This window comes from Streptomyces sp. NPDC058773 (genome assembly GCF_042746015.1).
Classification (GTDB): domain Bacteria; phylum Actinomycetota; class Actinomycetes; order Streptomycetales; family Streptomycetaceae; genus Streptomyces.
The window spans coordinates 133,813-151,203 of the sequence record NZ_JBHYPE010000007.1 but is presented as its reverse complement, the minus strand read 5'-3'; the positions used below and the strand labels follow the sequence as shown (position 1 = coordinate 151,203).

General features: G+C 71.9%; 18 protein-coding genes. 14 read left to right on the top strand and 4 right to left on the bottom strand.

What is annotated here, in order from left to right:
- Positions 1-159: 159 nt before the first annotated feature.
- The 14 genes from ACFW5B_RS09095 to ACFW5B_RS09030 all read left to right on the top strand — a co-directional run bounded on the left by ACFW5B_RS09095 (position 160) and on the right by ACFW5B_RS09030 (position 12,278).
- Positions 160-1,020 carry an LLM class flavin-dependent oxidoreductase gene (locus ACFW5B_RS09095; RefSeq protein WP_386435556.1) on the top strand — a complete coding sequence of 287 codons (861 nt, stop codon included), beginning with the start codon at positions 160-162 and terminating at the stop codon, positions 1,018-1,020.
- A 156-nt stretch (positions 1,021-1,176) separates the two neighbouring features.
- On the top strand, positions 1,177-1,848 hold the full coding sequence (locus ACFW5B_RS09090) for a class F sortase (protein ID WP_386435553.1): 672 nt from the start codon (positions 1,177-1,179) through the stop codon (positions 1,846-1,848).
- A gap of 125 nt (positions 1,849-1,973) precedes the next feature.
- Complete coding sequence (locus ACFW5B_RS09085) at positions 1,974-2,573, top strand: GNAT family N-acetyltransferase (RefSeq protein WP_386435550.1); 600 nt, start codon at positions 1,974-1,976, stop codon at positions 2,571-2,573.
- A gap of 92 nt (positions 2,574-2,665) precedes the next feature.
- Positions 2,666-2,749 (top strand): putative leader peptide, encoded by an 84-nt coding sequence (locus ACFW5B_RS09080; protein WP_350257049.1) that lies wholly within the window; start codon positions 2,666-2,668, stop codon positions 2,747-2,749.
- Between the two features lie 214 nt (positions 2,750-2,963).
- Positions 2,964-4,661: a nitrite/sulfite reductase gene (locus tag ACFW5B_RS09075; protein ID WP_386435547.1), complete on the top strand. Its 1,698-nt coding sequence runs from the start codon at positions 2,964-2,966 to the stop codon at positions 4,659-4,661.
- Positions 4,658-4,861, top strand: coding sequence for a hypothetical protein (locus tag ACFW5B_RS09070; RefSeq protein WP_386435544.1), 204 nt, complete (start codon positions 4,658-4,660; stop codon positions 4,859-4,861). The genes ACFW5B_RS09075 and ACFW5B_RS09070 overlap by 4 nt, the downstream gene beginning before the upstream one ends.
- Complete coding sequence (locus ACFW5B_RS09065; RefSeq protein ID WP_386435540.1) at positions 4,858-5,547, top strand: phosphoadenylyl-sulfate reductase; 690 nt, start codon at positions 4,858-4,860, stop codon at positions 5,545-5,547. Before ACFW5B_RS09070 ends, ACFW5B_RS09065 begins: the two co-directional genes overlap by 4 nt.
- Positions 5,548-5,570: 23 nt before the next feature.
- Entirely contained in the window at positions 5,571-6,104 is a 534-nt protein-coding gene (gene cysC / locus ACFW5B_RS09060) for an adenylyl-sulfate kinase (protein WP_386435538.1), read from the top strand.
- A complete protein-coding gene (gene cysD, locus ACFW5B_RS09055; RefSeq protein ID WP_386435535.1) occupies positions 6,101-7,045 on the top strand; it encodes a sulfate adenylyltransferase subunit CysD in 945 nt (314 codons plus the stop codon). Before cysC ends, cysD begins: the two co-directional genes overlap by 4 nt.
- Before the next feature lie 2 nt (positions 7,046-7,047).
- Positions 7,048-8,403, top strand: a complete 1,356-nt coding sequence (locus ACFW5B_RS09050) for a sulfate adenylyltransferase subunit 1 (RefSeq protein ID WP_386435533.1) — start codon at positions 7,048-7,050, stop codon at positions 8,401-8,403.
- Positions 8,404-8,615: 212 nt separating this feature from the next.
- Positions 8,616-9,725, top strand: coding sequence for an aliphatic sulfonate ABC transporter substrate-binding protein (locus ACFW5B_RS09045; RefSeq protein WP_386435531.1), 1,110 nt, complete (start codon positions 8,616-8,618; stop codon positions 9,723-9,725).
- A gap of 41 nt (positions 9,726-9,766) precedes the next feature.
- The gene (locus tag ACFW5B_RS09040; protein ID WP_386435528.1) at positions 9,767-10,597 is read left to right on the top strand and encodes an ABC transporter ATP-binding protein; all 831 of its coding nucleotides are present in this window, start codon (positions 9,767-9,769) and stop codon (positions 10,595-10,597) included.
- Entirely contained in the window at positions 10,584-11,495 is a 912-nt protein-coding gene (locus ACFW5B_RS09035) for an ABC transporter permease (protein ID WP_386435525.1), read from the top strand. The genes ACFW5B_RS09040 and ACFW5B_RS09035 overlap by 14 nt, the downstream gene beginning before the upstream one ends.
- A gap of 3 nt (positions 11,496-11,498) precedes the next feature.
- Positions 11,499-12,278, top strand: a complete 780-nt coding sequence (locus ACFW5B_RS09030) for a sirohydrochlorin chelatase (RefSeq protein ID WP_386435522.1) — start codon at positions 11,499-11,501, stop codon at positions 12,276-12,278.
- Between the two features lie 22 nt (positions 12,279-12,300).
- Here ACFW5B_RS09030 and ACFW5B_RS09025 read toward each other — a convergent pair whose 3' ends face one another.
- The 4 genes from ACFW5B_RS09025 to ACFW5B_RS09010 all read right to left on the bottom strand — a co-directional run bounded on the left by ACFW5B_RS09025 (position 12,301) and on the right by ACFW5B_RS09010 (position 17,273).
- Positions 12,301-13,968, bottom strand: a complete 1,668-nt coding sequence (locus ACFW5B_RS09025; protein WP_386435519.1) for a glycoside hydrolase family 13 protein — start codon at positions 13,966-13,968, stop codon at positions 12,301-12,303.
- 133 nt (positions 13,969-14,101) lie between these two features.
- On the bottom strand, positions 14,102-14,950 hold the full coding sequence (locus ACFW5B_RS09020; RefSeq protein WP_386435516.1) for a carbohydrate ABC transporter permease: 849 nt from the start codon (positions 14,948-14,950) through the stop codon (positions 14,102-14,104).
- Positions 14,947-15,951 carry a carbohydrate ABC transporter permease gene (locus ACFW5B_RS09015; RefSeq protein WP_386435508.1) on the bottom strand — a complete coding sequence of 335 codons (1,005 nt, stop codon included), beginning with the start codon at positions 15,949-15,951 and terminating at the stop codon, positions 14,947-14,949. Before ACFW5B_RS09015 ends, ACFW5B_RS09020 begins: the two co-directional genes overlap by 4 nt.
- Positions 15,948-17,273 (bottom strand): extracellular solute-binding protein, encoded by a 1,326-nt coding sequence (locus tag ACFW5B_RS09010; RefSeq protein WP_386435505.1) that lies wholly within the window; start codon positions 17,271-17,273, stop codon positions 15,948-15,950. The genes ACFW5B_RS09015 and ACFW5B_RS09010 overlap by 4 nt, the downstream gene beginning before the upstream one ends.
- Positions 17,274-17,391: the final 118 nt, after the last annotated feature.

Sequence of the window (17,391 nt, the reverse complement as noted above, 5' to 3'; positions counted from 1 at the left end):
GCCCGCTCGTAAGGTGACGGTGCTCTGAAGCAGCTCTCCAGAAGGACGTCGCAGAACGGGAGCAGCCCCGCGCGAAATGCCCGCGCGGAGCCGAATGAGCGGGCGACACGACATTCCGTGATCACGCATGCCCGCATGCCCTTCTGGAGGACACCCACCATGTCCGTAGGCCTTGGCCTTCCCATCGGCGATCCCGCACAGCTGCTGAGCTGGGCCCGGCGCGCCGAAGCCACCCCGTTCAGCACGATCGCCCTCCTCGACCGGCTGGTGTTCGGCAATCCCGAGCCCCTGGTCACGCTCGCCACCCTGGCCGGCGCCACCTCCCGCATCCGGCTGCAGACCGAGGTGCTGCTCGCCCCGCTGCACCGTACGGCGCTGCTCGCCAAGCAGGCCGCCACGCTCGATCTGCTGTCCGGCTCCCGCTTCACCCTCGGCATCGGTATCGGCGGACGCGACGACGACTATCTGGCCACCGGGGTCGACCTGACCACCCGCGGCCGACGGCTCGATGCGCAGATGGCGACCCTGCGCCGGCTCTGGTCCGGTGAGCCGCTCTCCGAGGACGTCGGCCCGATCGGCCCCGCACCGGCCCGGCCCGGCGGGCCCGACGTACTGTTCGGCGGTTTCGTGCCCGCCGCGCTGGAGCGGGTGGCCCGCTGGGGCGACGGCTTCCTCGGCGCCGCGGTGCCGCCCCCGTACATGGACGGACTGTTCCGTCAGGTGGAGGACGCCTGGGACCGCGCCGGACGTACGGGCCGGCCCCGGCTGGTGGCCCAGGTCAATGCCGCGCTCGGCCCGCAGCCGACCCTCGACCGCGCCCGCGCGGAACTGCGCGCCTACTACGCACCGCACAGCTACACCGACCACGTGGTGAACGGTCTGCTCACCTCGGCGGCGCAGATCCAGGAAGCGGTGGCGGCGTTCCGCGCGATCGGCGCGGACGAGGTGATGCTCTACTGCTGGTCCCCTGATCCGGACCAGGTCGAGCGGATGGCCGGTGCCGTGTTCCACGGTGCGTAGCCGGCCGGTTGAGGGCCGCGCGGCGGCGGGTGCACGGCCGGGGCGCCCCGGCCCGCCACCCGTTCGGCCGACTGCTGTCGCCGGCCGGCCGGGGCGGGCCTAGCGTGCCGACTGCGGACCGTGCGCTCCCGGGCGTGCGGCCACGGGAGGTGAGTGATGAGCCCGCCAGGCCCGCCGGAAGCGGCGCCCGAGGAGCCGGCGGCCCCGCGGCGGCCCCGGTGGGGTGTGCTGGCGCTGGTCGGTCTCGTCGGGCTCGGCATGGTGCGGCAGGGACTGACCGGTGAGACCGGCGGGCCGCCGCAGCCGGGAGCCGGGTCGGCGCTCTTCCCGGGCGACCTCCCGCCCGACGGCCCGCCACCGCCGCCGCTGCCCCGTTCCGCCCCGGCCCGGGTGGCGATTCCGTCGCTCGACGTAGCGGCCTCGCTGATGCCGCTGGGACTGGACGGGGACGGCGGGATCGCGGCCCCGCCGGCCGAGGACCCCGGGCTGGCGGGCTGGTACGCGGACGCGCCGACGCCCGGCGAGAACGGCACCGCCGTCATCGTCGGCCACGTCGACAGCCGCGGCGGGCCCGCCGTCTTCTACGGGCTGGGCGCCCTGGAGAAGGGCCGGACGATCCGGGTGACCCGCGAGGACGGGCGGACCGCGGTCTTCGAGGTCTACGGCATCCAGGTCTTCGACAAGCGGAAGTTCCCCTCCCGGAAGGTCTACGGCACCACCGGACGCCCCGAGCTGCGCGTCCTGACCTGCGGCGGCACCTATACGGCGGGCTCCGGGTACGCGGGCAACGTGGTGGTCTTCGCCCGGATGACGGGATCCGGGCGGTGAGACCCGCCGCTCCGCCGGTTCCGGAGCGGCGGGAACGCCCGTCGGGCCGGGGACGCCCCACGAAGTGAACCGGTGTCTCATGATGTGGGATACCTCCCCCGCCCCCGGTGTGATGTGCTGGCCCCATGAGCATCTCGGTCACCACCTGGCACCTTGAGCAGACCTCACCCGCCGATCTGTTCCCCGCCCAGGCGCCGCCTGCCGAACAGGGCGTCCGGATCGTCCGCGCCGAGGTGCCGTCGCCCGAATTCAGTCGCTTCCTCTACACGGCGGTGGGCGGGGACATCCGCTGGACCGACCGGCTGACCTGGCCGTACGCGCAGTGGGCGGAGTTTCTCGGGCGGCCGGGGACGGAGACCTGGGTGGCGTACGAGCACGGGACGCCCGCCGGGTTCGTCGAACTGGCGGCGGAGGCCGACGGCTCCGTGGAGATCACCTACTTCGGGCTGATACCGGCGTTCCGGGGGCGCCGGATCGGCGGACATCTGCTCACGTACGGGGTCGAGCGGGCCTGGGACCTGGCCGAGCGGTGGCCGGGGCGGGCGCCGGCCAAGCGGGTGTGGCTGCACACCTGCAGCAAGGACGGCCCGCACGCGATGGCCAACTACCAGCGGCGCGGCTTCCGGCTGTACGAGACCACGGTCACCGAGGAGGACGAGATACCGGCCCCCGGACCCTGGCCCGGCGCGGGTCCACTGACGGCCGGCCACACCGCCGGAGAGTGACCGACAGCACACCGTCTCGCCAAGCGGGACAGAGTTGTCCGAATACTGGATGGCGGTGGACTGGCCGGAGAGCGGCGTGCCAGGCTTCCGTCATGTCTCGAGCTGGAATTGCCTTGGTGAGTCGGCGGCACGTCGACCTCGGCCGCATGTCCAGCGCCATTTGTCGGGCGGGCTGAGGCTGCCTTCACCAGGGGCTTCGCCCCCTGAGCAGCACCCAGCAGCACCGCATTTCACGCCGTCCCCATCGTCGCGGACGCGCTGACACCCCTTTGACCCGCAGACCTCCCCGACGCGTTGTCACGCGCCGCCTTTCGGTGTGTCCGCGCAGGCCGTCGTGGTGTCCGGCGCCCGGTCCCGATCCCTTGAGCCCGCCCAGAAGGACGTACACCCATGGCCGCCTCCTCCGAAGTCCCCGCAGCTGCCACGACCCGCCGCAAGGCCGGACGCCACCGCGGTGAGGGCCAGTGGGCCGTTGGCCACTTCACGCCGCTCAACGGCAATGAGCAGTTCAAGAAGGACGACGACGGTCTCAATGTGCGGACGCGCATTGAGACGATCTACAGCAAGGCCGGCTTCGACTCGATCGACCCCAACGACCTGCGCGGGCGGATGCGTTGGTGGGGGCTCTACACCCAGCGCAAGCCCGGGATCGACGGCGGCAAGACCGCGATCCTGGAGCCGGAGGAGCTGGACGACAAGTACTTCATGCTGCGGGTCCGCGTCGACGGCGGGCGGCTGTCCGTGGCCCAGCTGCGCGCCATCGGCGAGGTCTCCGAGGAGTACGCCCGCGGCACCGCGGACATCACCGACCGGCAGAACATCCAGCTGCACTGGATCCGGATCGAGGACGTCCCCGCCATCTGGGAGAAGCTGGAGGCCGTCGGGCTCTCCACGACCGAGGCGTGCGGTGACTGCCCGCGCGTGATCATCGGTTCGCCGGTGGCCGGTATCGCGGCGGACGAGATCATCGACGGCACCCCGGCCGTCGACGAGATCCACGAGCGCTACATCGGCAGCAAGGAGTTCTCCAACCTGCCGCGCAAGTTCAAGACCGCGATCTCCGGCTCCCCCGTCCAGGACGTGGTCCACGAGATCAACGACGTGGCCTTCGTCGGCGTCGTCCACCCCGAGCACGGCCCCGGCTTCGACCTCTGGGTCGGCGGCGGGCTGTCCACCAACCCCAAGCTCGCCCAGCGCCTGGGCACCTGGGTGCCGCTGGACGAGGTCGCGGACGTCTGGGCCGGTGTCGTCGGGATCTTCCGGGACTACGGCTACCGCCGGCTGCGCACCCGCGCCCGGCTGAAGTTCCTGATGGCCGACTGGGGCCCGGAGAAGTTCCGCCAGGTGCTGGAGGACGAGTACCTGAACCGCAAGCTGGCCGACGGCCCGGCCCCCGAGGAGCCGGCGTCCAAGTGGCGCGACCACATCGGGGTGCACCAGCAGCAGGACGGCCGCTTCTACGTGGGCTTCGCGCCGCGCGTCGGCCGGGTCGACGGCACCACCCTCACCAAGGTCGCCGAACTCGCCGCCGCGCACGGCTCCGACCGGCTGCGCACCACCGTCGAGCAGAAGATGCTCATCCTCGATGTCGAGCAGGACCGGGTCGACGCGCTGGTCGCCGGACTGGAGGCGCTGGACTTCCAGGTCAACGCCTCGCCGTTCCGGCGCGGCACGATGGCCTGCACCGGCATCGAGTTCTGCAAGCTCGCCATCGTCGAGACCAAGGGCCGCGGCGCCTCGCTCATCGACGAACTGGAGCGGCGGATGCCGGACTTCCAGGAGCCGGTCACCATCAACCTCAACGGCTGCCCGAACGCCTGCGCCCGTATCCAGGTCGCGGACATCGGACTCAAGGGGCAGCTGGTCCTGGACGACGACGGCAACCAGGTCGAGGGCTACCAGGTGCACCTGGGCGGCGCGCTGGGCCTCGAACCCGGCTTCGGCCGCAAGGTCCGCGGGCTGAAGGTCACCGCGGACGAACTCCCCGACTACGTCGAGCGGGTGCTGCGCAACTTCGAGGCGCAGCGCGAGGAGGGCGAGCGGTTCGCCACCTGGGCGGCGCGCGCCGAAGAGGGTGCGTTGAAGTGAGTGAGCGCGCCGCGCCGTTCTACTGCCCGTACTGCGGGGACGAGGACCTGCGCCCCTCCGAAGACGGCACCTCCCGCGGAGAAGGCGCAGCCTGGGAATGCCGGTCCTGCAGCCGTGCGTTCCGGCTGAAGTTCCTGGGGCTGCTGGCCCCGGGGGCCACCGGCCAGTCCCCTTCCGCTTCCGACGGAGGTATGTCGTGACCACCACTGCCGACCTTCCGCACCTCGCCGAGCAGGCGGGCCGCGACCTGGAGGACGCGCCCGCCCTGGAGATCCTCAGGTGGGCCTCCGAGACCTTCGGTCCGCGCTTTTGCGTCACCTCCTCGATGGAGGACGCGGTCGTCGCGCATCTGGCCTCGCGGGCGTTCCCCGGTGTGGACGTGGTGTTCCTGGACACCGGCTACCACTTCCCGGAGACCCTCGGGACCCGGGACGCGGTGGCCGAGGTGATGGACGTCAACGTCATTGCTCTGACTCCCCGTCAGACGGTGGCCGAGCAGGACGCCGAGTACGGCCCGAAGCTGCACGACCGCGACCCCGACCTGTGCTGCGCGCTGCGGAAGGTCAGGCCCCTCGAAGAGGGCCTGGCCGGGTACGACGCCTGGGCGACGGGGCTGCGCCGGGACGAGTCGCCGACCCGGGCGAACACCCCGGTCGTCGGCTGGGACCCCAAGCGGCAGAAGGTGAAGGTCTCCCCGATCGCCCGCTGGACGCAGGCCGACGTGGACGCGTACGTGGCCGAGCACGGGGTGCTGACCAACCCGCTGCTGATGGACGGCTACGCCTCCGTCGGCTGCGCGCCCTGCACCCGCCGGGTGCTGGAGGGCGAGGACGCCAGGGCCGGCCGCTGGGCCGGGAGCAACAAGACCGAGTGCGGGCTGCACTGATGACAGAGCATCAGGAGATATCCATGACGGGCGCCACGATCTGGCTGACCGGTCTGCCGAGCGCGGGCAAGACGACCCTCGCGCACGAGCTGGCCGGCCGGCTGCGCGGCGAGGGCCACCGGGTCGAGGTGCTCGACGGCGACGAGATCCGCGAATTCCTGTCCGCGGGCCTGGGGTTCACCCGCGCCGACCGGCACACCAACGTCCAGCGCATCGGCTTCGTGGCCGAGCTGCTGGCGAGCAACGGCGTCAAGGCGCTGGTTCCGGTGATCGCGCCGTACGCGGACAGCCGCGAGGCGGTGCGCAGGCGCCACCAGGCCGAGGGCACCGCCTACCTGGAGGTGCATGTGGCCACGCCCGTCGAGGTGTGCTCCGAGCGGGATGTGAAGGGCCTGTACGCCAAACAGGCGGCGGGCGAGATCTCCGGGCTGACCGGCGTGGACGACCCGTACGAGGCCCCCGAGTCGCCCGATCTGCGCCTTGAGTCGCACACCCAGACCGTGCAGGAGTCCGCGGCGGCGCTGCACACGCTGCTCACCGAAAGGGGACTGGCATGACCACCATCGCTGCCGTGACCGGGAACGCCGGGGACAGCGACAGCCGCTACGCGCTGTCGCACCTGGACGCCCTGGAGTCCGAGGCGGTGCACATCTTCCGTGAGGTGGCGGGGGAGTTCGAGCGGCCGGTGATCCTGTTCTCCGGCGGCAAGGACTCCATCGTCATGCTGCACCTCGCGCTGAAGGCGTTCGCGCCGGCCGCGGTGCCGTTCTCGCTGCTGCACGTCGACACCGGGCACAACTTCCCCGAGGTGCTCGACTACCGCGACCGCACGGTGGAGCGGCACGGGCTGCGGCTGCACGTCGCCTCCGTGCAGGACTTCATCGACCGCGGTGAGCTGCGCGAGCGCCCGGACGGCACCCGTAACCCGCTGCAGACCGTCCCGCTGCTGGACGCCATCGAGACGGGCCGCTTCGACGCGGTCTTCGGCGGCGGCCGCCGGGACGAGGAGAAGGCGCGCGCCAAGGAGCGGGTGTTCTCGCTGCGTGACGAGTTCGGCGGCTGGGACCCGCGCCGGCAGCGCCCCGAGCTGTGGCAGCTCTACAACGGCAAGCACTCCCCCGGTGAGCACGTCCGGGTCTTCCCGCTGTCCAACTGGACCGAGCTGGACGTGTGGCAGTACATAGCCCGCGAGAAGATCGAGCTGCCCGCCATCTACTACGCCCACGAGCGGGAGGTCTTCGCCCGTAACGGCATGTGGCTGGCGCCCGGTGAGTGGGGCGGCCCCAAGGACGGCGAGAGCCTGGAGACCCGGCAGGTGCGCTACCGCACCGTCGGCGACATGTCCTGCACCGGCGCCGTCGACTCCGACGCCGACACCATCGAGGCCGTGATCGCGGAGATCGCCGCCTCCCGGCTCACCGAACGGGGCGCCACCCGGGCCGACGACAAGATGTCCGAGGCCGCCATGGAGGACCGCAAGCGCGAGGGGTACTTCTAACGATGAGCACCACCCAAGATGTTGAGAGCGTCATCGACGCCGGTGCGACCTCGCTGCTGCGGTTCGCCACCGCCGGATCCGTGGACGACGGCAAGTCGACGCTGGTGGGCCGGCTGCTGCACGACTCCAAGTCGGTGCTCGCCGACCAGCTGGAGGCCGTCGAGCACGCCTCCCGCAACCGCGGGCAGGAGGCACCCGACCTGGCGCTGCTGACCGACGGGCTGCGGGCCGAGCGCGAGCAGGGCATCACCATCGATGTCGCCTACCGCTACTTCGCCACCCCGCGTCGCCGCTTCATCCTGGCGGACACCCCGGGGCATGTGCAGTACACCCGCAACATGGTCACCGGCGCCTCCACCGCCGAGCTGGCCGTGGTGCTGGTCGACGCCCGCAACGGCGTGGTCGAGCAGACCCGCCGGCACGCCGCGGTCGCCGCCCTGCTGCGCGTCCCGCACGTCGTCCTGGCCGTCAACAAGATGGACCTGGTCGACTACGCCGAGCCCGTCTTCGCCGCCATCGCCGAGGAGTTCACGACGTACGCGGCCTCGCTGGGCGTCCCGGAGATCACCGCGATCCCGATCTCGGCGCTGGCCGGCGACAACGTGGTGTCGCCGTCGGCCAACATGGACTGGTACGGCGGCCCGACCGTGCTGGAGCACCTGGAGACCGTGCCGGTCGTCGCCGACCCGTCGGACGACCCCGGCCGCTTCCCGGTCCAGTACGTGATCCGTCCGCAGACCGCCGAACACCCCGACTACCGCGGCTACGCGGGCCAGGTCGCCTCCGGTGTGCTGCGCGTCGGCGACGCCGTCACCGTGCTGCCCTCGGGCCGGACGAGCACCATCGAGGCGATCGACGCGCTCGGTGAGTCCGTGGACGTGGCCTGGGCGCCGCAGTCGGTGACCGTCCGGCTCGCCGACGACCTGGACATCTCGCGCGGCGACCTGATCGCGCCGACGGCCACCGCGCCGGGCGTCTCGCAGGACGTCGAGGCGACCGTCTGCCATGTGGCGGACCGTCCGCTGACCGTCGGGCAGCGGGTGCTGCTCAAGCACACCACCCGTACGGTCAAGGCGCTCGTCAAGGACATCCCGTCCCGGCTGACCCTCGACGACCTCTCCCAGCACCCGGCGCCCGGTGAGCTGGCCGCCAACGACATCGGGCGGATCGTGCTGCGCACGGCTGAGCCGCTGGCGCTGGACGCCTACGCCGACTCCCGCCGCACCGGCTCGTTCCTGCTGATCGACCCGGCCGACGGGACGACGCTGACCGCGGGCATGGCGGGCACCGCGTTCGCCGAGGCGGCCGAGGAGACTGCCCAGGCCGAGGCGGCGGACGACGAGGGATGGGACTTCTGAGCATGCTCAAGGACGTGTTCTCGACCTTCGCGAAGGAGGGCGGCCGCATCGGCAGCGGCGCCCTGGGCAGCGGGCAGGGCGGAGTCGGCCGATGTGTGCGCTGACGATGCTCCGCTCCGTTTCCACCGCACCACCCTTCCGAAGATCCACAGCTTCGCCGGGCGCGCCGTAGAGGGCGCGCACCGCCCGGCCCTCCGAGAGGACCTCCTCCCGTGTCTGCCGTTCGACACCGCCTGCTGGCGGCCACCGCAACCGTCCCGCTGCTGATCGCGGCGCTGGGCGCCTGCGGCTACGGCTCCGAGGCCAAGAAGGACACCTCGGCCGGCGTCGCCCCCAAGGGGCCGAAGACCGATGGGCTCGACCACCTGACGATCGGGTACTTCGGCAACACCACGCACGCCACCCCCCTGGTCGGACTCCAGAACGGCACGTTCCAGAAGGAACTGGGCGGCACCGAGGTGAAGTCCTCCGTCTTCAACGCGGGCCCGCAGGAGATCGAGGCGCTCAACTCGGGCGCCATCGACATCGGCTGGATCGGCCCCTCCCCCGCCATCAACGGCTATGCGAAGTCGCACGGCAAGAGCTTGAAGATCATCGGCGGTTCGGCCTCCGGCGGTGTCTCGCTGGTGGTCAACCCCAAGAAGGTCAAGGGCCTGGGCGACCTCAAGGGCAAGACGATCGCGACCCCGCAGCTGGGCAACACCCAGGACGTCGCGCTGCTCAACTACCTGTCCGGGAAGGGCTACCGGGTCGACCCGACCACCGGCAAGGGCGATGTCACCGTCCAGCGCACCGACAACAAGGTGACGCCCACGGTCTTCCAGCAGGGCGGCATCGACGGTGCCTGGGTGCCCGAGCCCACCGCGTCGAAGCTCGTCGCCGAGGGCGGCAAGACGATCCTGGACGAGAAGAAGCTGTGGAAGGACGGGAAGTTCGTCATCACGAACATGATCGTCTCGCAGAAGTTCCTCAAGGAGCACCCCAAGGCCGTCGAGGCGGTGCTGCGGGCGTCGGTGAAGACCAACGCCTGGATGCGCTCGCACCCGGCCGAGGCGAAGAAGGCCCTCAACGACAAGCTCGCCTCCTCGGGCGTCGCCGGCAAGGCCCTGCCGCAAAACGTCATCGACCCGGCGTTCAAGAACGTCGACATCACCGATGACCCGCTGGCCGCCACCCTCCGGGAGGAGGCCGACCACGCCGTCAAGGCGGGCCTGCTCAAGAAGCCCGGCCTGAAGGGCATCTACGACCTCACCCTGCTGAACAAGGTGCTCAGGTCCGAGGGCCGGCCGACGGTCGACGACGCCGGACTCGGCAGCAAGTAGCCCCCGCCCGCAGCACCGCACTCCCCCAGGAGGTGACACCGATGACGACCACCACGCTCACCGAGCAGCAGCCCGCCACGGCGGACCCGGGCACCACCGTGCCGTACGCGGCCCGCATCGACCATGTCTCGAAGTCGTTCGGCCGCACCGGCGCCCAGCAGCATGTCCTGGACGACATCAGCATCGATGTGGCGCCCGGCGAATTCGTCTGCCTCCTGGGGGCCTCGGGCTGCGGCAAGTCCACCCTCCTCAACCTGGTGGCCGGCCTGGACGCTCCGTCGGCCGGCACCATCGAGACGCCGGGCGGCCGGCCGGCCCTGATGTTCCAGGAGCACGCACTGTTCCCGTGGCTGACCGCGGGCCGCAACATCGAACTGGCGCTGCGGCTGCGCGGGGTGCCGCGCGCGGAGCGCCGCGAGGAGGCCGAGCGGCTGCTCGAACTCGTCCGGCTCAAGGGCGCCCACGGCAAGCGGGTGCACGAGCTGTCGGGCGGCATGCGGCAGCGGGTCGCCATGGCCCGTGCGCTCGCCCAGGACAGCCAACTGCTGCTGATGGACGAGCCGTTCGCGGCGCTCGACGCGATCACCCGGGACGTGCTGCACGACGAGCTGACCCGGATCTGGCGCGCTGCGAACGACAGCGCCGCCGGCGCGGGCAACCTCTCGGTCCTCTTCGTCACCCACAACGTCCGCGAGGCCGTACGGCTCGCCGAGCGGGTGGTGCTGCTGTCGTCCCGGCCGGGCCGGATCGCCCGTGAGTGGCGGGTGGACATCCCGCAGCCGCGCCGTATCGAGGACGCCGCGGTCGCCGACCTTTCCATCGAGATCACCGAACAGCTCCGTGGGGAGATCCGCCGCCATGGCCAGCACTGAGACCAAGGACCCGGCCACCGCCGGCGAGGCCACCGACGAGACCGGCGACATCGCCGGACTGGAGGCCGGGCTCGACGCCCTGGAATCCAGGGTCGTCGACCGGCAGCCGTGGCTGCGCACCGTCGTCACAAAGGCGTTCCCCCCGCTGGTCGCCATCGCGCTGGTGCTCGCCCTGTGGCAGCTCGCCTACCACTTCGAGCTCAAGCCGCACTACCTGCTGCCGAGCCCCGTCGACGTGGGCCGCTCGCTCCAGCAGAAGTGGCTGGAGGGCACGCTGCTGAGCTTCGTGTGGACCAGCGTCTCCCGCGGCGCGCTCGGCTTCGTGGCCTCGGTGGGCATCGGCACGGTGCTCGGGCTGATCGTCGCCCGGGTCAAGCCCGTGCGGGCGGCGATCGGGCCGATCCTGAGCGGGCTGCAGTCCCTGCCGTCGGTGGCCTGGGTCCCGGCCGCGATCATCTGGTTCGGGCTGAGCGACGCCACGATCTACGCGGTGGTGCTGCTCGGCGCGGTGCCGTCCATCGCCAACGGGCTGGTGGCCGGGGTCGACCAGATCTCCCCGCTCTACCTGCGGGCGGGCCGCACCATCGGCGCCACCGGTCTCGCCGGGGTCCGGCACGTCCTGCTGCCGGCCGCGCTGCCCGGCTACATCGCCGGGCTCAAGCAGGGCTGGGCGTTCTCCTGGCGTTCCCTGATGGCCGCCGAACTCATCGTCAACGCGCCCGATCTGGGCACCGGACTGGGCCAGCTGCTGGAGCAGGGCCGGGAACTCCAGGACATGTCCTGGGTGCTGGCCGCGATCCTGCTCATCCTCATCGTCGGCATCGGCATCGAGCTGCTGATCTTCGCCCCGGTCGAGCGCCGGGTGCTGCGCAGCCGCGGCCTCCTCGTGAAGAGCTGACCCATGGACACCCGCCCCACACGCCCCACGCTTCTGGTCGTCGCCCACGGCAGCCATGACCCGCGGCACGCGGCGACCGTCTCCGCGCTCTGCGCGCGGGTCCGGGCGCTGCGGCCGGGGCTGCGGGTCGAGGTCGGCTACCTCGACTTCAACGCGCCCCGGGTGCCACGGGTGCTGGAGCGCCTGGCGGCCGAGGGGACGCGGGAGGTGGTGGCGCTGCCGCTGCTGCTCACCCGGGCCTTCCACGCCAAGTCCGACATCCCGGCGGTACTGCGGGAGGCGGCCGCGCGGCTGCCGCTGCTGACCATCCGCCAGGCGGATGTGCTGGGCCCCTCGTCCCTCCTGACCGCCGCGCTGGAGCGCCGGCTGGAGGAAGCCGGGCTGCGGCCCGGCGACCGTCGCTCGACCGGGGTCGTGCTGGCCGCGGCGGGCTCCTCGGACCCGGAGGCGAGCGCAGTGATCGCTCAAATCGCGCGGGAGTGGTGGCGCACCGCTGGTTGGTGCGCCGTGCGTCCTGCGTTCGCCTCCGCATCTCTTCCCCGCACCGCGGACGCCGTGCGGGAGCTGCGCGCCGAGGGGGTGCGGCGGGTGGCGGTCGCCCCGTACGTGATCGCTCCCGGGTTCCTCCCGGACCGGATCGCGGCCGGTGCCCGCGAGGCCCGCGCCGACCTCCTCGCCCCGGTCCTCGGCCCGGCGCCCGAGCTGGCCCGGCTGCTGCTGCGGCGCTACGAGGCGGCGGTCCGGGCGGACGCCCGAGGGGACCTGGCGGCGCTGAGCGCCTGAACAGGTCCCCGGGCGCGGCGGTTCAGCGCGTGGTGCGCAGCCAGACCGTGGTCCACGGCGGCAGGGTGTCGCCGGTGACCGGTGCGGAGCTCAGCAGCAGTTCACCGGGCGGCAGCGGCCGGGGCTCACCGGACAGGTTGGCGACGCACTCCCAGCCGCCCGAGCGGCGGAAGTGCAGCACGTCCCGGCCGGCCCCCGGGCTGTCGTCGGCCCATTCCAGCGCCTCGTCGGCGATCATCCGGCGGCGGGTGGCCAGCGCGGTGCGGTAGAGCTCCAGGGGGGCGGACGCCACGCCCTGCTGAGCCTCGACGGACAGCTCGCCCCAGCCTGCGGGCTGCGGCAGCCAGGAGCCGCCGCTGCCGAAGCCGTACGCGCTGCCCTCCCGCCGCCAGGGCAGCGGCACCCGGCAGCCGTCCCGCCCCTTGAGCCGGCCGCCGCTGCGGGTCCACACCGGGTCCTGAAGGCTGTCGCGGGCGAGGTCGGCGACCTCGGGCAGGCCCAGTTCCTCGCCCTGGTACACGTACGCCGAGCCGGGCAGTGCCAGCATCAGCAGGGTGGCGGCCAGGGCCCGGCGCAGGCCGAACTCCCGGTCCAGGGCGGGTTCCCGGCCGTCGGAGAGCAGCCAGGCCTCCTCGTCGCGGCCGTCCGGGAGGCCGTAGCGGGAGGCGTGCCGGATCACATCGTGGTTGGAGAGCACCCAGGTCGCGGTCGCCCCGGCGGCCCGTGCGCCGGCGAGCGCGGTGTCGATGGAGGAGCGCAGCTCCGCCGCGTCCAACGAGGCCCGCAGGAAGTCGAAGTTGAAGGCCTGGCCGAGTTCCTGCGGTGTGGCGTAGGCGGTGCGGCGGGAGTTGCGCACCCAGGCCTCGGCGACGGCGACCCGGGGCGGGTCGTACTCGTTGAAGACCTTGCGCCACTCCCGGAAGATGTCGTGCACCGCGTCGCGGTCCCAGAAGGGGTGGCTGCCGTCCTCGGGCAGGTCCTCCGGCCGGTAGTCGACGACGGTGCCGGTGTCGCGGAGCGGCGCGGCCAGGTCCTTCGCCAGGCCGTGGGCCACATCGACCCGGAAACCGTCGACTCCGCGGTCGGACCAGAAGCGCAGGGTGTGCCGGAAGTCGGCGCGGACCTCGGGGTTGTCCCAGTTGAAGTCGGGCTGTTCGGGGGCGAAGAGGTGGAGGTACCACCAGCCGTCCGGCAGCCGGGTCCAGGCAGGGCCGCCGAAGCAGGAGACCCAGTCGGTGGGCGGCAGTTCACCGTGCGCGCCCTTGCCCTCGCGGAAGACGTAGCGCTCCCGCGCGGCGGAGCCGGGTGCGGCGCGCAGCGCCTCCTGGAACCACACGTGCAGGTGGGAGGAGTGGTTCGGGACGATGTCCACCATCACCTTGAGGCCCAGGCGGTGGGCCTCGGCCACCATGGCGTCGAAGTCGTCGAGGGTGCCCAGCCGCGGGTCGACATCGCGGTAGTCGGCGACGTCGTAGCCGCCGTCGGCCAGCTCCGAGGGGTAGAAGGGGCTCAGCCAGACGGCGTCCACGCCCAGTTCGGCGAGGTAGGGGAGCCGGGACGTCACCCCGGGGAGGTCGCCGATGCCGTCACCGTCGGAGTCGGCGAAGCTGCGCGGGTACACCTGGTAGACAACGGCCTGCCGCCACCAGTCGGTGGTGTCGCGGGCGGGGTCGAGGTGCTGTGCGGTCACGTGGAGGCCTTTCGGGGCGGGAGGGGACGCATGGGGGCGCCTCCCGGCGGTAGCTGGGGCAGGGGTACGGCGCGGCGCCGGGTCGGGCGGTGCGGCGGGGACGGCCCGTCGGGGCCCGGCGGGGAGGCCGGGGTCATCCCTTCACCGCCCCTGAGGTCATGCCCGAGACGATCGAGCGGCGGAAGATCAGGACCAGGACGCCGATCGGCAGGGTGGCCGCCACGGCCCCCGCGAAGAGCGTCCCGTAGGGGACGGTGTACTGGCTGGTGAAGAGGGCGATGCCGACCGGCACGGTGCGGTGGCCGTCCTCGCTGTTGAAGGTCAGCGCCAGCAGGAACTCCGCCCAGGTCGCGGTGAAGGTGAAGATGCCCGCGGTGAACAGGCCCGGCCGGGCCAGCGGCGCGATCACGGTCAGGACGGTGCGCAGCGGCCCGGCGCCGTCGACGGTGGCCGCCTCCTCCAGCTCCCGGGGGATACCGGCCAGGTAGTTGCGCATGATCCAGATGGCGAACGGCAGATTGAGCGCGACATAGGGCACGATCAGGCCCGCGTAGCTGTTGAGCAGTCCCGCCTGCCGCTCCAGCAGGAACAGCGGCACGACCAGCGCGATCGGCGGGAAGACGGACAGCATCAGCAGTGCGGTCATGATGGCTCCGCGGCCGCGCAGCGGGGTGCGGGCCAGTGCGTAGCCGGCGAAGAAGGACAGCCCCAGCACGGCGGCGGTGGAAACGGACGCCACCACCACGCTGTTGAGCAGATAGCGGCCGATGCCGTTGCGGATGAACGCCTCCGCGTAGTTGCCGAGCGTCGCCGACTGCGGTACCAGGCTGGGCGGGGCGGCGCTGATCTCGCCCGGTCCCTTGAAGGACGAGGAGAGCATCCAGTACAGCGGCAGGGTCGACAGCACGACGATCGCCAGACCGCCGAGGTTGACGGCGTTGAGGTACCGGCGGATACCGGTCTCGGGTGCACGGCGGCTCATGCCCGCCCTCCTTCGTCGGCCTGCGTCCGGAAGACCCGCAGGAAGAGCAGACAGCAACCGATCACGATGACGGCGGTGGTGGTGGCGACCGCCGCGCCGCGGCCGATGTCGAGGTTCTGGAACAGGGTCTTGTAGCCGAGGATCGCCAGGGATTCGGTGGCGGTGCCCGGTCCGCCCTGGGTCAGCACGAACGGCAGGTCGAAGATGCCGAAGGCCTGGAGGATGCGGAAGAGGACGGCGATGGCCATGATCGGCCGCAGCTGCGGCAGCGTCACCTGCCAGAAGGTGGTCCAGGCACCGGCGCCGTCGATCTCCGCCGCCTCGTAGACATCGCCGGGAATCAGCATCAGCCCGGCGAGGACCACGATCGCGACAAAGGGCGTGGTCTTCCAGACGTCGACCACCACCATGGCGCCCATGGCGGAGGCGGGCTGCCCGAGGATGTCCGGCTGGCTGCCGAGGATCTGCTCGAAGAGCCACGTGAGCCCGCCGTAGGTGCCGTTGTAGAGATAGCCCCACAACTGGGCGGCGACGACATTGATCAGGGCCCAGGGCAGCAGCAGGACCGCCAGCACCCCGCCGCGGGCCGCCCCCAGCCGTTCCAGCACGAGCGCCGCCGCAGTACCGAGCACCAGCTCCAGCAGCACGGTGACGACGGTGAAGCCGAAGGTGAAGAGGAGCGCATGGCGCCATTCCGGGCTGCTCAGCACGGCGGCGTAGTGGTCACCCGTCAGGGACGAGAGACGGAACCCGCCGTATTCCAGGCGCACATCGGCGAAGCTGAGCAGCACCGAGAAGAGCACGGGGAAGACCGTCACGGCGGCGATGGTCAGCAGCGCCGGCGAGGCGAACAGCCAGCCGGTGCGGGCCTGCCCGCGGCGGCTCACCCGGGCCGGGCCGCCGCCGCGCGGTGCAAGTCCGCCGCCCGGTCCGGCCGGCCGCGTGGCCGGACGCCGCGGAACGGTGCCGGAGGAGGTCGCGGAGGAGGTAACGGCATTCACAGGGCCCTGCCTTCCAGCGCGGTCCGGACATCGGCGCGGGCCGCGCGCACGGCCTCGGCGGGCGAGGTCCGGCCACCGGTCACGGCGTTGGCCTGGGTGTAGAGCGCCTTGCTGACCTGGGGGTAGTACGGGGTCTGCACCGGCCGGGCGACCAGCCGCAGTTCCTTGGCCCGCAGGAGCGTCGGATCACCGGCCCGGCGGGCCTCCGGCCGGGTCAGTACCTCATCGAGTGCCGGAATCACCCCGGCGTGTTTCAGCAGGATCATCTGCGCCTCCTCTCCGGCGCAGAAGCGGGCGAAGGCGACCGCGGCCCCGAGGTGCTGGGAGTTGGGATTGACGAAATTGCTCCAGCCACCGGCGCAGCTCACGCCGCGCGGGCCGTCGCCGTCGAAGCCGGGGCGGGGGACGACACCGACCCGGCCGGCCACCTTGGAGACCGAGCGGTCGGCCGCGTTGCCCCAGGCGTAGGACCAGTTGCGCAGGAAGACCCCGCGGCCGCCGGTGAAGGTGTCCTGCGAGTCCGCCTCCGCGTAGGTGGTGACCGTACGGGGCGTGACACCGGTCTCGGTGAACTCCCGCATCAGCGCGAAGGCCCGCTCCGCACCCGGCCCGTTGAGCGCCACCCGGCCCGCTTCGTCCAGTACGGGGGCCTGGGCGTCGGCCAGGAACTCGGTGACGTTGCAGGTCAGCGACTCCGATACGGAGGCCTGCCAGAGAAAGCCGTAGGCGGCGTCCCCGGCCCGCTGGATTCTGCGCGCCGTGCGCAGCAGCTCCTCCCAGCTGCGGGGCACCGGCAGACCGTGCTTGGCCAGCAGGTCCTTGCGGTAGTAGAGGAAGGCGCTGTCGGTGAAGAAGGGCAGCGCGTACACCGCTCCGCGGTACTCGCTCACCCGCCGCAGCGCCGCCGGATAGTCCGCCCAGAAGTCCTTGGGCAGCAGCGTTTGCACAGGCAGCGCAAGGGAGTTGGCGCCGAACTGGGCCGGCCAGGTGGTGTCCCCGAGGTAGACGTCGGGGGTGGGTGAGGCCCCGGCGAGCTGGGTGGTGACCGCGGCGCGGTTGGCGTCGGTGGTGCTGAGGGCGTTCGACTTCCGGACCCGGAGGTGCGGGTTGCGGCGCTCGAAGGCGCGGATGATCAGGTCGGCCACCACCGGGCCGTTCCGGGAGGGGATTTCGGACACCCACCAGACGAGGGTGGCCGGGGTACGCGGGACGTGGGCAGCCCGGGTCAACAGGGTGTCCAAGGGCTTGCCCGCGCAACCGCTGGTGAGCCCGGCTCCGGCGGCGAGACCGCCCGCGAGCAGGGTTCTGCGGCTCAAGGCCATGAGTGCTCCTCACGTCTTGCCTGTCTTCGATGACAGCGCTTGCAGGCTAGAAGTGGCCTTGTCGTCAGGTCAACGGCTGGTGAGCAACGGATTTCTCCGGGAATTCTGCTGGCAACGC

What these genes read in the sequence shown, in the direction of transcription:
- cysC (WP_386435538.1), top strand. Translation starts at nt 5,571, where the DNA reads ATGACGGGCGCCACGATCTGGCTGACCGGTCTGCCGAGCGCGGGCAAG.
- ACFW5B_RS09075 (WP_386435547.1), top strand. Translation starts at nt 2,964, where the DNA reads ATGGCCGCCTCCTCCGAAGTCCCCGCAGCTGCCACGACCCGCCGCAAG.
- ACFW5B_RS09040 (WP_386435528.1), top strand. Translation starts at nt 9,767, where the DNA reads ATGACGACCACCACGCTCACCGAGCAGCAGCCCGCCACGGCGGACCCG.
- ACFW5B_RS09085 (WP_386435550.1), top strand. Translation starts at nt 1,974, where the DNA reads ATGAGCATCTCGGTCACCACCTGGCACCTTGAGCAGACCTCACCCGCC.
- ACFW5B_RS09030 (WP_386435522.1), top strand. Translation starts at nt 11,499, where the DNA reads ATGGACACCCGCCCCACACGCCCCACGCTTCTGGTCGTCGCCCACGGC.
- ACFW5B_RS09090 (WP_386435553.1), top strand. Translation starts at nt 1,177, where the DNA reads ATGAGCCCGCCAGGCCCGCCGGAAGCGGCGCCCGAGGAGCCGGCGGCC.
- ACFW5B_RS09035 (WP_386435525.1), top strand. Translation starts at nt 10,584, where the DNA reads ATGGCCAGCACTGAGACCAAGGACCCGGCCACCGCCGGCGAGGCCACC.
- cysD (WP_386435535.1), top strand. Translation starts at nt 6,101, where the DNA reads ATGACCACCATCGCTGCCGTGACCGGGAACGCCGGGGACAGCGACAGC.
- ACFW5B_RS09095 (WP_386435556.1), top strand. Translation starts at nt 160, where the DNA reads ATGTCCGTAGGCCTTGGCCTTCCCATCGGCGATCCCGCACAGCTGCTG.
- ACFW5B_RS09050 (WP_386435533.1), top strand. Translation starts at nt 7,048, where the DNA reads ATGAGCACCACCCAAGATGTTGAGAGCGTCATCGACGCCGGTGCGACC.
- ACFW5B_RS09020 (WP_386435516.1), bottom strand. Translation starts at nt 14,950, where the DNA reads ATGAGCCGCCGTGCACCCGAGACCGGTATCCGCCGGTACCTCAACGCC.
- ACFW5B_RS09010 (WP_386435505.1), bottom strand. Translation starts at nt 17,273, where the DNA reads ATGGCCTTGAGCCGCAGAACCCTGCTCGCGGGCGGTCTCGCCGCCGGA.
- ACFW5B_RS09080 (WP_350257049.1), top strand. Translation starts at nt 2,666, where the DNA reads ATGTCTCGAGCTGGAATTGCCTTGGTGAGTCGGCGGCACGTCGACCTC.